Raw genomic sequence first — 15,182 nt, 5'->3', positions numbered from 1 at the left:
CGTTACTTCGCAGCTTTTTTCTCAAGCCAGATCTTTTCCCACGCCAAGGCGGTGCGCACTATCGTATTAAGATTATCGTAATCGGGCTGCCAACCTAGTACTTGTTTGATTCTGGCGTTATCGGCCATGAGCGCTGCCGGGTCGCCGGGTCGCCGGCCAGTGGTTTCAACCGGAAAATCAACGCCCGATTCCTCTTTAACCACATCAATCACTTCGTTAACCGTAAACCCGCTGCCATAGCCACAATTAAGTACCTGAGAATCGCCGCCACCTGCCATGTAACCCAGCGCCATCACATGAGCCTTAGCCAGATCTTCAACGTGGATGTAGTCACGAACACAGGTTCCGTCGCGGGTTTCGTAGTCTGTTCCGAACACGCTCATGCCTTCGCGCTGGCCGGTCACACACTCACAGGCCACTTTAATGAGGTGCGTTGCTTCAGGCGTCGCCTGCCCCAAAAGACCGTCCGGATTGGCTCCCGCAACGTTGAAGTAGCGCAACACCACGTAACTAAGGCTAGACGCTGCGGCCAGATCCATAATCATCCGCTCGCTCATCATTTTTGATGCGCCATACGGATTGATCGGAGCCAACGGCATGTCCTCGGTCAGTACGGTTTGCTCAGGCATTCCATATACTGCTGCGGTGGACGAAAACACCATATAAGGTGTTTTATGGCGCTCAATCGCTTTGAGTAGATTCAGGGTATTGCGAGTATTGTTGCTGTAGTACTTCAGAGGATTGCTAACGGACTCCGGCACCACAATATTCGCGGCAAAATGCAAAACGGCCTCGAAATCGTGGGCGGCAAACAGCGCTTCAATGGCTGCCTCGTCGCAGAGATCTCCCACCACCAGTTCACCTGCCGTTACCGCCCAACGGTACCCTGTGGACAGGTTATCAAACACCACAATGTCATGACCGGCTTCGGCCAACTGACGGACAGCGTGGCTGCCGATATAGCCGGCACCGCCAGTCACAAGTACTTTCACGTGAAATTACTCCTTCCCTGAATGTTGTTTACGCTGACGACGGATTTCATCTCGCCGGCGGCTGAAAAAGTCACTGATAATTTGCCCGCATTCATCGGCAAGAACCCCACCGACCGTCTCGACTTGCCAGTTGAGAAAAGGCTCCTCAAGGGTGCGCCGTGCTGATTCGACGGCACCCGCTTTGGGCTCTAGTGCACCGTAAACAATGCGGCTTACACGGCTATGAACAATAGCCCCTACACACATGGTACAGGGCTCTAGCGTAACGTAAAGCGTTGCTCCACTCAGCCGATAGTTTCCAGCTCTGGCTGCGGCATCGCGCAAGGCACGCACTTCTGCGTGGGCTGTCGGATCGCACCCGGTAATCGGCGCATTATAACCCACCCCTAACTCACGACCATCGCGAACGACAATCGCACCGACCGGAACTTCATCGACCTCTGCGGCTTGAGCAGCTAACGACAAAGCGCGAGCCATCCAGTATTTATCAAGGGCGTGTACTTCGGGCATAAACGAGGTTCGTCTGATAAGGGCTTAACAATCGCAATAGCGGGCTCTTCAACAACGCGGAAAATACCACCATTCCGTCTCTCAACCAACCGTGGCGCGCCAAACCCTCTTCAAACCCTGGATCATAAACAAGGCTCGGTCACAAAAAATCGCCCCGCCCACCGATTCAGCATTCGACCTCGAAGCGCTCCTTCAATTTGAACGCTTTCATCTCAAGTGCGGGGATGGGTTTGCTGAAATAGTATCCCTGCGCCACATCACAGCCCAACTCATTCAGTAACTTAAGCTGTTCACCTGTTTCGACGCCTTCAGCAACGACATCCAGGTGTAAGCTGTGCGCCATCGCTATGGTCGCCGTTACAAGGTCTCGATCCTCTTGGTTCGCCGTGATACCACTGACAAAACTGCGGTCTACCTTCAGGAGATCGAAGTTGTACTGCCTGAGATAGCTCAACGATGAATACCCGGTTCCGAAATCATCCATCGACAATTTCACCCCTAAAGCGTTTAAGGCAGATAGAACTTCATCCACGCAGGACTGCCCTATCATTAAAACACCTTCGGTAATTTCAAACTCCAAGCGCTCCGGTGTAACATCGCATGAACCAAGGCACTCTTTGACAAACTCAACGAAGCCCTGATCTCTGAACTGCCTCGGCGAAAGATTGACCGCCATGGTGTAATCCTGCCGATGCGCCTGACTCCATTCGTTTAAAAACGCCAAAGCTTGAGCGAGCACATACTTGCCAATGGGTTCGATCAAGCCGGTATGCTCGGCAATGGGTATAAATTCATCAGGTGCAACCTGTCCCACCAACGGGTTATGCCAGCGCAGCAGAGCTTCAGCGCCCATAACTTTTCGGTCTTTCAAATTAATTTTCGGCTGATAGTAGACCTCGAATTCGTTACGCTCCAGCGCACCGTAAAGCTGTTCTTCGATTTCCAGCCTGCGCAAAATCATCTCATTCATTTGCTTAGTGAAAAACGAATAAGTGTTCCGGCCCTGCTCTTTGGATTGATACATTGCGGCATCTGCATTTCGCAGTAGGTCAGAGGCGCTTGTACCGTTATCCGGATAGACAGCCACACCAATGCTCGTAGTCAGTATCAGCTCCCTTCCGTCAATCCTGAAAGGCTCCCTGAAGACATCGAGCAGTTTCTCTACAATATCAACCGCATCATAGCTTTCAGCCAGAGACCCCAACAGCACAATGAATTCGTCGCCACCCAATCGGCCCACGGTATCCGAATCTCGAACGGTCGAACTCAGCCTGTTGGCTGCCTCAATGAGGACCTTGTCTCCTACGTCATGACCTAACGAGTCATTTATCTTTTTAAAATCGTCAACATCCAGGAAAACCACTGCAGCTTTTTCACCGCTTCGCTCCAGCTCTTTGACCATTTGCGACAAGCGATCCAGCGATAAAAAACGGTTCGGAATGGAAGTCAAAGAATCGAAATACGCCTGCTTCCGAATGAGCTCCGCGGTCTCATGGGCTTCTGTGATATCCCGAGCGATGATCACGAGCTGTTTTTGACCTGCCAAATGGCTGATTCTTGCCTCGAAATACGCTTTGCCGATGGGAAGATCTAAACAATATTCAAAGCTAAGTACTCCACCTTCCCGCATCGCTTTTTCGAAGTAATTACGGAACTTGGCCGCCACTTCTTCCGGCAAAAAATCAGCCATATTTTCGCCCAGTATATTGTCATACTGAACATACAGCTTCCGACTGTCGCCTGCGTGACATTCAATGATACGTCCGTCTTCCGTCACCAGGAAAAACAAATCGGGAAGCGATTCAAACACACCCTTTAGCAGCTCTTCCTTCGAAACAGCTTGTGACTGAGCTTTTTTTACATCACCCAAATCCACATCAATGCAATACATTTCGCACTCGTCACGCGCGTTCCGGAACATGACATGGCTTGAATAAACGCTGACATCCCGGCCACTCTTACTCCGCAAGACAAGCTCGGCCGCTGGTATTTCAACACCGTTAACGACCCAATTATGATGCGACGACACAACGCCTTCGCGCAGATGGTCAGGGATAATCAAGTCTTCCAGTTTTTGCCCTATCGCTTCTGCGGCGGTATAGCCGTATAGTTTTTCACTACCTATGTTCCAATAAACAACTCTCCGCTCTTGGTCGTACCCTTGAACGGAAATCGCATCAACGCTATCAAATAGCTGACGTACAGCGTCCCTTGTATCTTCGTGATGATTTTCCATATCCCCACTCTTTTGTTATTGATCAAACTCTACAACCTAAGCCCCGCCGCCATTGTAGCTTCAACACAACAGCTCACTCCTCGCTACACCCTGCTCCCAAGCCGTTCGCAGAGGAGAACAACCCTATAAACAGGAAGCATCAAGAAAAGTGTAGCATCGAGGATTTAAGTTGCAGGAATACTGTTCAAATGCGTGAATTTACCGTCACAATCCGAGGTCTTAGCGCCTTACCACTCTCTCATACGATTCCTAGGCATAAAAAAACGGGGCCAGACTTTCATCTGGCCCCGTTACAGCACTCATTGAATATTACTGAATGGCTTTCAGCTTACCAAACGACGACGGGCACGCAGCCCGAAGCCTAGAAGGCCCGCGGCTAACAGCCCCAAAGTGCCCGGCTCTGGTACCTGACTCGCGTTGCGAACAAGAGTGATGGTAGCTTTAACCTTTGCACCATACTTTTCTCCGTCGTTAATTCCGAACAATCCTTTATTGAACTTCGTATCAGATAGACTTACCTCTAACAGGCCATCTCCGAGCGCTCCAAACACCAATTGCAGCGGCGCGCCCCATGACAGATACCCGCCCTGGAAAAGTCCACCAATCCACTTTTTACCGATGGTATTTCCGTTTGCTGAACCAGACACCAGCGCTGGCGAGGTAAAGTTAAAATCAACTGAGATAGCTTTTGCGACCTGATCATCACCGTTGACTGCAGTCTCATCCGTCCAAATTTTAAACAACTTGAACGTTGTGCTATCGCCCTCGTTTAACGTGAAGGAGAACGGATTTGCGGCAATGTCTGCAGAATCAACGACCAGCCCCGGGTCTGAATCGTTAAGATTTACCTGAAAGCCAGCCGATATGAGTGCAGCGTTTGCCAGACCCGGCAAACACATCGAAACGAAAAGTACTAGAGCGAGTTTAAAGTGTCGCATAGAAGCTCCCTGGGTTTCCCCAATTTCATGGTATGAGTACTGCTCGCTCCCAATAGGCACTTCCTGTGCCTAAATTGAAAAAAATCCGGAATTCAACTCGTTAGCAGCCACTAAGAGCAACTGCACCGGAAGCTTGTAAAATAATTGGACACATCATTCAACATCTTCCGGCATTCATTTGCTAACCAATCACTCCCACTCAATCGTCGCAGGCGGCTTGGACGACACGTCGTAGGTCACCCTTGAAATACCACTGATTTCATTGATGATCCGGTTAGAAACGGTCTCCAACAGCTCGTACGGCAGGTGCGCCCAACGAGCGGTCATGAAGTCGATGGTTTCAACAGCACGCAGTGCCACAACCCATTCATACCGGCGAGCATCACCCACAACACCGACAGATTTAACCGGCAGGAAGACAGCGAACGCCTGACTGGTTTTGTGGTACAGATCAGCACGGTGCAATTCTTCCAGGAAGATGGCATCGGCGTGACGCAAGATGTCGGCGTATTCTTTCTTCACTTCACCCAGAATACGAACACCCAGGCCTGGCCCCGGGAACGGATGACGGTAGACCATGTCGTAGGGCAAGCCTAACTCAAGACCGATTCTCCGCACTTCGTCTTTGAACAACTCACGCAGTGGCTCAACCAGTTTCATCTTCATGGTTTCTGGCAAACCGCCCACGTTGTGGTGGGACTTGATCACATGTGCCTTACCCGTCTTCGACGCAGCTGATTCAATCACGTCTGGGTAAATCGTGCCCTGAGCCAGCCAGTTCACATCTTTGATCTTGGCTGCCTCTTCATCGAACACTTCAATAAACGTGTTACCGATGACTTTCCGCTTTTGCTCGGGATCGCTGACACCCTTCAACTTCGACAGGAATAGATCTTCTGCATCAGCGCGGATGACTTTCACCCCCATGCTGCTGCCGAACATATCCATTACCTGATCACCTTCGTTCAGGCGCAACAGGCCATTGTCCACGAACACGCAGGTCAGCTGATCGCCGATGGCCTTGTGCAACAGCGCCGCGGTTACCGACGAATCAACACCGCCAGACAGACCAAGCAGTACTTTATCAGTGCCCACCTGCTCACGGATCTGGCGCACCGCATCGTCTACGATTTTGGCCGGAGTCCACAAGGCTTCACAGCCACAGATATTCAGAACAAAGTGCTCAAGAATCCGTTTACCCTGAAGCGTATGAGTGACCTCGGGGTGGAACTGCACACCGAACAGGTTGCGGGACAGGTCCTGCATCGCGGCGATCGGAGCGCTTTCGGTAGAAGCCAGTAGTTCGAACCCTTCAGGCATCGCTACCACTTTATCGCCGTGACTCATCCACACATCCAGCAAAGAATCGCCGGCAGGTGTCAGGTGATCGGTAATATCGTTCAACAATGGCCCTTTGGCGCGCACTTTGACTTGTGCATAGCCGAATTCGCGTTTCTCCGAGCTGGCGACACGGCCGCCCAGTTGCTCCGCCATGGTTTGCATGCCGTAGCAAATACCCAGCACCGGAATACCTTTATCGAACAGGCTCTCTGGCGCTCGCGGCCCACCCAATTCGGTAACCGATTCCGGCCCACCCGCTAAAATGATGCCTTTGGGGTTGAACTCGTTGAGTTCTTCGTCGGTGATATCAAAGGCTTTAACTTCGCAATACACGCCAATTTCCCGCACACGGCGAGCAATCAATTGGGTGTACTGGGAACCGAAATCGAGAATCAGGATACGGTGGTCGTGAATGTTCTGAGCCATGGAGTCCTCGGGCTGAAGAGAAACAACACAGCCCGGAAACCGGGCTGTGTCAAATCAAGCAATAATTAACCGATGCGGTAGTTTGGAGCTTCTTTGGTGATGGTCACGTCATGGACGTGGCTCTCACGCATACCCGCATTGGTAATACGGACAAATTCCGGTTTAGTGCGCATTTCTTCGATGTTCGCGCTTCCGGTATACCCCATAGAAGCACGCAAACCACCAATCAGCTGGTGAATGATGTTGCGCATAGGGCCTTTGCAGGCAACGCGGCCTTCAATACCTTCCGGCACCAGTTTCTCAATACCTTTACTGGCATCCTGGAAGTAACGATCACTGGAGCCCTGCCCCATTGCGCCAAGGGAGCCCATGCCACGGTAGGCTTTGTAGCTACGGCCCTGGAACAATTCGATCTCACCCGGTGCCTCATCGGTACCCGCCAGCAGACTACCGATCATGACGCAGTTAGCGCCCGCTGCAACCGCTTTGGCAATATCACCTGAGAAGCGCACGCCACCATCCGCGATCACCGGAACGCCGCGGTCCTTAAGAGCGGCAGCAACATTTGATACCGCTGAAATCTGGGGTACACCGATGCCCGCGACAATGCGCGTTGTACAAATTGATCCGGGGCCAATACCAACTTTAACGGCATCGGCGCCGGCCTCTACCAACGCAATGGCCGCGTCAGAAGTCGCGATGTTACCGCCAATCACTTGCAGCTGCGGATAACTTTCCTTAACCCAACGAACACGTTCAATCACGCCCTTGGAGTGGCCGTGCGCGGTATCCACTACAATCACATCGACGCCAGCTTCCACCAACGCTTGTACACGTGCTTCCGTGTCACCGCCAGTGCCCACAGCAGCACCTACCCGCAACCGACCCTGATCGTCTTTACAGGCCATCGGGTAATCTTTGGCTTTCTGGATGTCTTTAACTGTAATCAGGCCGCGCAGCTCGAAACTGTCGTTAACAACCAGAATCTTCTCGATACGGTGTTTGTGAAGCAGCTCTTTAACCTCATCGAGGTTGGCACCTTCTTTGACCGTCACCAGATTTTCTTTTCCGGTCATAATATCTCGAACCGGGGTGTCCATCCGGCTTTCAAACCGGATATCACGGCCCGTAACAATACCCACCAATTCGTCACCATCAACCACCGGCAAACCGGAAATGTTGTTAGCCATGGTGATATCAACCAGCTCGCGAACGGTGGTATCCGGGGTAACAGTAATGGGATCTTTCACCACACCACTTTCGTGCTTCTTAACTCTGCGCACTTCAGCGGCCTGCTGCTCCACCGTCATGTTCTTATGCATGATACCGATACCGCCTTCCTGGGCCATCGCGACCGCCAGCTCGGCGTCGGTGACCGTATCCATAGCGGCAGATATCAATGGAATGTTCAGAGTGATTCCCTTGGTCAACTGAGTTTTCAGGTCAACCTGGTGAGGAAGCACTTCGGAATATCCGGGCACAAGCAGAACGTCGTCAAACGTGAGGGCTTCTTCGGCAATACGCAGCATTTGGGTCCGCCTTTTGATCATGCTAAGTTGGGAGTTACTAAGCTACATCTGAAGCGATGTAACAGAGCAAAATCCTTAATCGATCTATTATAAAGTGGTGACAGAACACAGTAAACCACGGGGTTCTTACCATCAGGTTGCATCTTTCTGAATTTCCGTTATTTTTACCCGTCACCTTCTCGGCTATTGCGTATAAAATCCACGGAGCCCGACTTTGACCCCCGCCTACCCGGACACCCGCCCCCATGCTTTGAGCGTCAGTGAACTCAACCGTCAGGCTCGCCGCCTGCTGGAAACCAGCTTTATGCAGGTATGGGTGGAAGGCGAAATATCAGGGCTATCCCGGCCGTCTTCGGGGCATTGGTATTTCTCCTTAAAAGATCAAAAATGCCAGATCCGCTGCGCCATGTTCCGAGGTGCCAATCAGCGGATCCGCACCCCGCCCCGTGAAGGCGACCAAATACGTATTCGGGGCAAGGTCACCCTGTACGAAAACCGCGGTGACTTTCAGGTCATTGTCGAGCACCTGGAACCCGCCGGCCTCGGCGCTCTACAGCAAGCGTTCGAAGCGCTCAAAGCCAAGCTTCAGGCCGAAGGGTTGTTCGAACCAACGCGCAAAAAACCACTCCCTGCCACACCCAGACACATTGGCGTGGTCACCTCGCCCACGGGCGCTGCGATTCACGACATCCTGACCGTGCTCGCCCGGCGGTGCCCCGCGATTCCTGTCACGCTCTACCCGACCGCCGTTCAGGGCAAAGCGGCCACCAGCGAAATCGTGAACGCCATTGCGCGAGCGCAACAACACAACGTGGCGGATGTTTTGATCATTGGTCGAGGCGGCGGTTCACTCGAAGATTTGTGGTGTTTCAATGAGGAAGCGGTAGCCAGAGCAATAGCCGGCTGCCCTATCCCCACGGTCAGCGCCGTTGGCCACGAAGTTGACGTCACCATTGCAGACTTTGTCGCTGATTTACGGGCCCCGACCCCCTCGGCGGCTGCCGAGAAAATCTCTCCGGATCAACAAGACTGGCTGCGCCGCCTGAACGAGCAACGAGTTCGCTTGGGACACTCTGCCCAACGCTTATTTAAACGACTGGATAACCAGCTTGGTCACCTGAGCGCACGACTGCGGGACCCGCGCCGGGAATTGCAAGATAAAGCTCAGCGTATGGACGAACTCGACATGCGCCTGAATAAGGCCATGCGGCAAAAACTGGAACACCAGTTACTCGCAACCGGCCATCTGAAACAGAGACTGGGAACCCAATCTCCCCAAAAGCTTATCACCAGCACACACGAGCAGGTGGTTAGACTGAGTGAACGCATGCAAGCGGCGATACAACACAACCTGAGGCAGCAACAAGACAAGCTCCAGTTTCAGGCTCAGACCCTGAATGTTGTCAGCCCCCTTGCTACGCTCGGGCGGGGTTACGCCATTGTCAAAAACGAAAACGGCGACATCGTTCGAAACGCAAACCAACTCACAAAAGGCGACACCATTCGCACTCAGCTCGGCCAAGGATATATTTCCGCAAACGTGACAGAGATTGAAACATCGTAAATCGGCCCCGCACCGATCACTACGCCTATGGTCTACTAGCTCAGCCCCGCAAAACTCCTACAGTTGAGGAAACCAAACATAGAATAAAAACCACTCAACTGAGGTGGAGCCTATGAGCTACAACTCCGCATTTCGCCGTTCCATCGATCAGCGTGACGATTTCTGGCGCGAACAAGCCCTGAACATCGACTGGAGCTCGACACCCGACACCATCTGGCGGCCACTCGATAACGGTCATGGCGAATGGTTCCCAGACGGCACACTGAACACCAGCGACGTTGCACTGGATGCCAACATTCGCGCCGGCCGAGGCGATCAGGCCGCCCTGATTTACGACTCGCCGGTAACCAACACCCAGCAAACATACACCTACAACCAATTACGAGACGAAGTCGCACTGTTTGCGGGCGCGCTTAAACAGCAAGGCATACAAAAAGGTGACCGGGTCATTATTTATATGCCCATGATCCCGCAAGCCGCGATCGCCATGCTGGCCTGCGCACGCCTTGGCGCGATCCACTCGGTGGTGTTCGGCGGGTTTGCCGCTCACGAACTGGCCGTGCGCATCGATGATGCCACCCCCAAAGCACTCATCACCGCTTCGTGCGGCATCGAAATCAGCACCGTAATCGAATACAAACCTTTGGTCGAAAAAGCTATCGAGCAGTCGAACCATAAGCCCGAGATATGCGTGGTGTACCAACGCCCCCAGGCTAAAGCCACCCTGCAAGCGAGCCGGGATCATGACTGGAACGATCTGTGCGCAAACGCCACACCCGCCGAACCCGTGCCGGTAAAAGCAACCGATCCGCTCTATATCCTTTACACGTCTGGCACCACCGGCAAACCGAAAGGTGTGGTTAGGGATAACGGAGGCCACGCCGTTGCGCTCAAGTACAGCATGAACCTGGTCTACGATGCGAAACCCGGCGATGTGTATTGGGCAGCCTCGGATGTTGGCTGGGTAGTCGGGCACAGCTATATTGTTTACGGCCCTCTCTTTGCTGGTTGCACCACAGTACTTTACGAAGGCAAACCCATAAAAACGCCTGATGCCGGAGCCTTCTGGCGGGTAATTCAAGACCACAAGGTAGACATCCTGTTCACCGCCCCCACCGCATTTCGCGCTGTGCGCAAGGAAGACCCCGAGGCCGCGCAATTCAGTAAATACGACACATCGTCATTGAAACGAATCTATCTGGCCGGTGAACGTCTGGATCCGCCAACCTACGAATGGCTGAAGGAGAACACCAACCTTCCGATTCTCGATCACTGGTGGCAGACCGAGACCGGTTGGGCAATATGCTGTAACCCGGCGGGAATCGAAATGATGGCCACAAAACCCGGCTCTTCAACGGTGCCGTCACCCGGCTACGACGTTCGGGTGGTCAGAATGAACGGCTCCACCGTTCCTAATGGCGAGCAAGGCCAGATTGCGATCAAACTTCCTTTGCCACCCGGCTGCCTGATGACCGTATGGGGCGACGACGAACGCTTTCTTAACAGTTACCTACGCCCAATTCCGGGCTATTACAGCTCCGGTGATGGCGGCTACGTTGACGAGGACGGTTACGTCTTCATCATGGGGAGAACCGATGATGTCATCAACGTAGCCGGGCACCGTCTTTCAACCGGCGAGATGGAAGAGGTGGTTGCGTCCCACCCAGCCATCGCAGAATGCTGCGTTGTTGGGGCCCATGACGACCTCAAAGGTCAGCTGCCCATTGGCTTGGTGCTAATTAAAGACGGTGCGACCATCGACCCGGACGAGCTTGAAGAAGAGCTTATCGAGATGGTGAGAGAAAAAATTGGCGCAATCGCCTGTTTCCGGCGCGCCATTGTGGTCGAGCGTCTACCGAAAACCCGATCCGGAAAAATTCTTCGACGGGTCATTCGCCAGATCGCCGATCACGAATCGTACAGCGTGCCAAGCACGATAGACGATCCAGCCATTCTGGACGAAATCAGCGAAGCACTCAGGCGCTGATCATCCAGAACCGGCTTCGGGTAAAAGATTCGAGGCTACCTCGCCAGGGGTAGCCCGCCGCGCCAGCAACAAATGTAAGCAACTGTTTTTTATCAAAAATTTTTTTAAAAAAGCAACACATAAATAATTGACGGACTGCAAAGTCGGTCTATACTGAAATTGCTGTGTAATTCTGCAGCGGTATTTGGCGAATGTGCTCCAACGTCCTGCCCCGGCTTTTCGTTGTCCCTTTCATCAGAACGCCCCGAATTATTCAGCATGCATGGTCCCGTGAGGGCAAACCTTTTTGTAAGTACAGGAAAGATCAATGTCTGATACAAAAACTGGCCAGGTCAAATGGTTTAACGAAGCTAAAGGCTTTGGCTTTATTGAGCAGGAAGGCGGCAGTGACGTTTTCGTTCACTACAGCGCAATCAACTCCGGTGGTTTCCGCACTCTGGCAGAAGGCCAGCAGGTGCAGTTCACCGTTACTCAGGGCCCGAAAGGCCCGCAGGCAGAGAACGTAACGCCACTATAACGGGCTTATGTTCATTGCCTGATGCCCCTCACGGGCAGACGGGAAAAAAACAGCCGGCATTCGTGCCGGCTGTTTTAGTTTCGTTTTAGGTTAACTGGCGAACGTCAGGCCGAGACCGACTCCGAGCTATCCATAATTTCCGGCATCTGTTCGCCAACTTCCTGAGCTACAGCCGAGAACAAAGCCTGCAAGGTCGCAGATGTCGTATCTTCAGCCAATGCCGCCGCACTGCAAAGCCTGCCATTAGCGTTCAGGCGGATACACGCCAAAGCATTAGCCTTAGTACCCTCACCCAATGCAAACTCATCGTATGCCTCTACCGCGATGGATACGCCAAACCGGCGGGTTAACGCATCGGATACAGCCTCGACTGCGCCCAAACCGCGCCCCTCCAAGGTCACCGAGGTGTCATCAGCGCCTACGACCACATCAGCTCGGACACCATCGTCATCACGATGCAGGTTGTAGGTGCGCAGCGTCCAGTCTTTCGCCACCTTCAGGTACCGCTCTTCAAAGAGATGGTGAATGGTGTGTGAGTCAATCTCGCCACCGTTGGTTTCGGCTTCCGATTGAACCACCTTACTGAACTCGATCTGCAGCCAACGAGGCAGGCTGATGTCGTAATCCCGTTCGAGCACGTACGCTACGCCACCCTTGCCAGACTGGCTGTTGATCCTAACCACCTCTTCGTACCGCCGCCCCAGGTCTGAAGGGTCGATGGGCAAATAGGCAACGTTCCAGACATCGCCGTCCTTGCGGCGCGCCAGACATTTTCGGATCGCGTCCTGATGGCTGCCGGAAAACGCAGTAAAGACCAATTCACCAGCATACGGATGGCGAGGATGAGTCGAGATCTCCGTGCAAGCTTCCACCACCTCGGTGATTTCAGCCATGCCCGACAAATCCAATTCAGGATCAACACCTTGAGAGTATAAATTCATGGCCATTGTGACCAAATCCATATTGCCCGTGCGCTCACCGTTACCCATCAAGGTGCCTTCAACTCGATCAGCTCCGGCCATCACCGCCAATTCGGCTGCCGCCACCCCACACCCGCGATCGTTATGGGTGTGAACACTGATACTCAAAGCATCCCGGTATTGGATCTTTTCACAAATCCATTCCACCTGATCCGCAAAAACGTTCGGCGTGGACATTTCTACGGTTGCAGGCAAATTAATGATCACTGGCTGACCCTGATCCGGCCGCCACACTCCGGTGACCGCATCAATAACGTCCGCTGCGAAATCCAATTCAGTACCGGTGAAGCTTTCCGGGGAATACTGGAACGTCCACTCGGTATCCGGATACCGGCTCGCAATCTCTTTCACCAGCGTTGCCCCGTTGCGGGCAATATCGCAGATACCCTCACGATCCAGCCCGAACACTTGCTCACGCTGCACCGTAGAAGTCGAGTTGTAGACATGCACAATCGCTTTCTTTGCGCCATCAAGCGCCTCGTAGGTACGCTCGATTAATTCAGCACGGGCCTGGGTCAGCACCTGGATAGTGACATCGTCCGGAATACGGTTCTCTTCAATAAGCTTCCGGCAAAAATCGAAATCCGGCTGACTCGCTGCAGGGAAACCTATTTCAATTTCCTTAAAACCCAGCTTCACCAGCAAATCAAACAGTCGCTGTTTTTGAGCAACCGACATCGGTTTGATCAGAGATTGGTTACCGTCCCGGAGATCCACAGCACACCAGGTGGGCGCCTTTTCAATAACGGCATCCGGCCAACGGCGATCTTTTTTGGCAACGGGCTTGAAGGGTGCGTATTTCCGATGATCAAAAGCCATGACTGACAGTTCCTTTCACTGATCGAAGAGATAGCGCCAGTTTAACCCGTTTAAAGCGCTATGCGATTGCGAATTTTATCTTCACTTGCTGAATTTGTGGCACAATATTGTCAATATGAACAGGATGGTGAAATATTATGTCGGGCAATGACAAAGCATTAGCTAAAATCGACAAAACAGACCGAAAAATTCTGGAGCAGTTGCAGAAGAATGGGTCGTTGACCAATCAGCAGCTTGCCGAAAAGGTCGGTTTATCGCCCTCACCTTGCCTGCGGCGGGTACGATCGCTGGAAGAGGCGGGCATCATTGTCAGAACCGCCACGATTCTTGACCATAAAAAATTGGGATTATCCCTGACTGCTATCATTCTGATCGGTATGGACCGGCACACCCCGGAACGGTTTGCAGACTTCGAGGAACAAATCTCGAACTACCCCGAAGTACAGGAATGCTACTTGATTACCGGGCAAAGCGCGGATTACATGCTGAAGGTCGTGGTACCCGATATGGACCACTACCACCAGTTCCTGTTGAACCGCATTACCCGTATCCCCGGGGTCAGCGGTGTCCACTCGAGCTTTGTATTACGGAGAGTCATCGACAGCACAGCCCTGCCCTTGGGCTACTTGTCCTGACGAATCAGCTCCATCAGATAGGCACGGGCCATACACTTAAGCTCGGTTGCCAACAATGCGCCCTGAGACTCCGGCAAGGTCGCTGCCAGCCTGAGAATTGAGCCAGCGGACCGAGGCAACAACAGGCTAGCAGTCCAACGCCGCTCTTCAGGTATGCCCGGGTATTCCTGCTTGAGCCGTGCGTCAAAATCCCGGGCGTTGCTGTAGAGTTCGCGCAAATCCAGATCTCGCAACTCCGGCATCGATTCAACGCCGCTCCAGATCGCCGTATAAGCCGGTTCTGTCCGGTAAAATTCGTAAAACAAGTCGATCAGCACATCGACGGCTTCAGACAACCCGACTTCTTGCAGGCGCTCACGCAGCGCCGTTTCCATTTTTTCGACATGCCCTTCTGCAAGAGCGTGAACAATGGCCGCTTTGTTCGGAAAATAACGATAGAGCGAGGCCAGCGACATCCCCGAGTTCCGGGCAATGGCCGACATACTGGTGCCATCTACACCATTCTCGTGAAAGATCTCGGCCGCGTGGCGGAGAATGCTGTCTACACGCTCCCGGCTACGTGCCTGCACCGGCTTACGACGCGGCGCTACATTTATAGATTCGTCTGTCATCATCTGTACCTTATGGGGCAGGCTCCGTACAATAACGCTCACTTTAAGACAATGAAAGGCAGTTTCGGGCCAGTGCCACTGCCAATTAGTCCAATCC

At 52.9% G+C, this 15,182-nt stretch carries 12 protein-coding genes; 4 read left to right on the top strand and 8 right to left on the bottom strand.

Annotated elements, in window-relative coordinates; all coding sequences use genetic code 11:
- Nucleotides 1–2: 2 nt before the first annotated feature.
- The 6 genes from galE to guaB all read right to left on the bottom strand — a co-directional run bounded on the left by galE (nucleotide 3) and on the right by guaB (nucleotide 7,972).
- Nucleotides 3–992 (bottom strand): UDP-glucose 4-epimerase GalE, encoded by a 990-nt coding sequence (gene galE / locus DOQ08_RS03770; protein WP_114333547.1) that lies wholly within the window; start codon nucleotides 990–992, stop codon nucleotides 3–5.
- 6 nt (nucleotides 993–998) lie between these two features.
- Nucleotides 999–1,502 (bottom strand): tRNA adenosine(34) deaminase TadA, encoded by a 504-nt coding sequence (gene tadA, locus DOQ08_RS03765; protein ID WP_114333546.1) that lies wholly within the window; start codon nucleotides 1,500–1,502, stop codon nucleotides 999–1,001.
- 166 nt (nucleotides 1,503–1,668) lie between these two features.
- Nucleotides 1,669–3,738: a sensor domain-containing protein gene (locus tag DOQ08_RS03760; RefSeq protein WP_114333545.1), complete on the bottom strand. Its 2,070-nt coding sequence runs from the start codon at nucleotides 3,736–3,738 to the stop codon at nucleotides 1,669–1,671.
- Between the two features lie 323 nt (nucleotides 3,739–4,061).
- A complete protein-coding gene (locus tag DOQ08_RS03755; protein ID WP_114333544.1) occupies nucleotides 4,062–4,676 on the bottom strand; it encodes a PEP-CTERM sorting domain-containing protein in 615 nt (204 codons plus the stop codon).
- A gap of 189 nt (nucleotides 4,677–4,865) precedes the next feature.
- Nucleotides 4,866–6,443, bottom strand: coding sequence for a glutamine-hydrolyzing GMP synthase (guaA, locus tag DOQ08_RS03750; protein ID WP_114333543.1), 1,578 nt, complete (start codon nucleotides 6,441–6,443; stop codon nucleotides 4,866–4,868).
- Nucleotides 6,444–6,508: 65 nt separating this feature from the next.
- On the bottom strand, nucleotides 6,509–7,972 hold the full coding sequence (gene guaB / locus DOQ08_RS03745; RefSeq protein WP_114333542.1) for an IMP dehydrogenase: 1,464 nt from the start codon (nucleotides 7,970–7,972) through the stop codon (nucleotides 6,509–6,511).
- Between the two features lie 214 nt (nucleotides 7,973–8,186).
- Between guaB and xseA the strand changes: the two genes are divergently transcribed.
- From xseA to DOQ08_RS03730, 3 genes are all read left to right on the top strand, one after another.
- Nucleotides 8,187–9,536 (top strand): exodeoxyribonuclease VII large subunit, encoded by a 1,350-nt coding sequence (gene xseA / locus DOQ08_RS03740; RefSeq protein ID WP_114333541.1) that lies wholly within the window; start codon nucleotides 8,187–8,189, stop codon nucleotides 9,534–9,536.
- Nucleotides 9,537–9,648: 112 nt separating this feature from the next.
- Nucleotides 9,649–11,523, top strand: coding sequence for a propionyl-CoA synthetase (locus DOQ08_RS03735; RefSeq protein ID WP_114333540.1), 1,875 nt, complete (start codon nucleotides 9,649–9,651; stop codon nucleotides 11,521–11,523).
- A 307-nt stretch (nucleotides 11,524–11,830) separates the two neighbouring features.
- Nucleotides 11,831–12,040 carry a cold-shock protein gene (locus tag DOQ08_RS03730; protein ID WP_114333539.1) on the top strand — a complete coding sequence of 70 codons (210 nt, stop codon included), beginning with the start codon at nucleotides 11,831–11,833 and terminating at the stop codon, nucleotides 12,038–12,040.
- Nucleotides 12,041–12,144: 104 nt separating this feature from the next.
- On the opposite strand, the gene leuA is transcribed toward DOQ08_RS03730, so the two are convergent.
- Nucleotides 12,145–13,839 (bottom strand): 2-isopropylmalate synthase, encoded by a 1,695-nt coding sequence (leuA, locus tag DOQ08_RS03725; RefSeq protein WP_114333538.1) that lies wholly within the window; start codon nucleotides 13,837–13,839, stop codon nucleotides 12,145–12,147.
- Between the two features lie 137 nt (nucleotides 13,840–13,976).
- On the opposite strand from leuA, the gene DOQ08_RS03720 reads away from it, so the two are divergent.
- Entirely contained in the window at nucleotides 13,977–14,474 is a 498-nt protein-coding gene (locus tag DOQ08_RS03720) for an Lrp/AsnC family transcriptional regulator (protein WP_114333537.1), read from the top strand.
- Here DOQ08_RS03720 and DOQ08_RS03715 read toward each other — a convergent pair.
- Nucleotides 14,462–15,085: a TetR/AcrR family transcriptional regulator gene (locus tag DOQ08_RS03715; RefSeq protein ID WP_114333893.1), complete on the bottom strand. Its 624-nt coding sequence runs from the start codon at nucleotides 15,083–15,085 to the stop codon at nucleotides 14,462–14,464. The two genes, DOQ08_RS03720 and DOQ08_RS03715, sit on opposite strands and share 13 nt — an antisense overlap.
- Nucleotides 15,086–15,182: the final 97 nt, after the last annotated feature.

This window comes from Marinobacter litoralis, from assembly GCF_003336705.1.
Taxonomy (GTDB): domain Bacteria; phylum Pseudomonadota; class Gammaproteobacteria; order Pseudomonadales; family Oleiphilaceae; genus Marinobacter; species Marinobacter litoralis.
This window is presented reverse-complemented; position numbering and strand designations above follow the sequence as displayed.

Excerpts from the sequence above, each read along its gene's own strand:
- DOQ08_RS03715 (WP_114333893.1), bottom strand. The coding sequence starts at position 15,085 with ATGACAGACGAATCTATAAATGTAGCGCCGCGTCGTAAGCCGGTGCAG.
- guaB (WP_114333542.1), bottom strand. The coding sequence starts at position 7,972 with ATGCTGCGTATTGCCGAAGAAGCCCTCACGTTTGACGACGTTCTGCTT.
- DOQ08_RS03720 (WP_114333537.1), top strand. The coding sequence starts at position 13,977 with ATGTCGGGCAATGACAAAGCATTAGCTAAAATCGACAAAACAGACCGA.
- DOQ08_RS03755 (WP_114333544.1), bottom strand. The coding sequence starts at position 4,676 with ATGCGACACTTTAAACTCGCTCTAGTACTTTTCGTTTCGATGTGTTTG.
- DOQ08_RS03760 (WP_114333545.1), bottom strand. The coding sequence starts at position 3,738 with ATGGAAAATCATCACGAAGATACAAGGGACGCTGTACGTCAGCTATTT.
- DOQ08_RS03730 (WP_114333539.1), top strand. The coding sequence starts at position 11,831 with ATGTCTGATACAAAAACTGGCCAGGTCAAATGGTTTAACGAAGCTAAA.
- leuA (WP_114333538.1), bottom strand. The coding sequence starts at position 13,839 with ATGGCTTTTGATCATCGGAAATACGCACCCTTCAAGCCCGTTGCCAAA.
- guaA (WP_114333543.1), bottom strand. The coding sequence starts at position 6,443 with ATGGCTCAGAACATTCACGACCACCGTATCCTGATTCTCGATTTCGGT.
- DOQ08_RS03735 (WP_114333540.1), top strand. The coding sequence starts at position 9,649 with ATGAGCTACAACTCCGCATTTCGCCGTTCCATCGATCAGCGTGACGAT.
- tadA (WP_114333546.1), bottom strand. The coding sequence starts at position 1,502 with ATGCCCGAAGTACACGCCCTTGATAAATACTGGATGGCTCGCGCTTTG.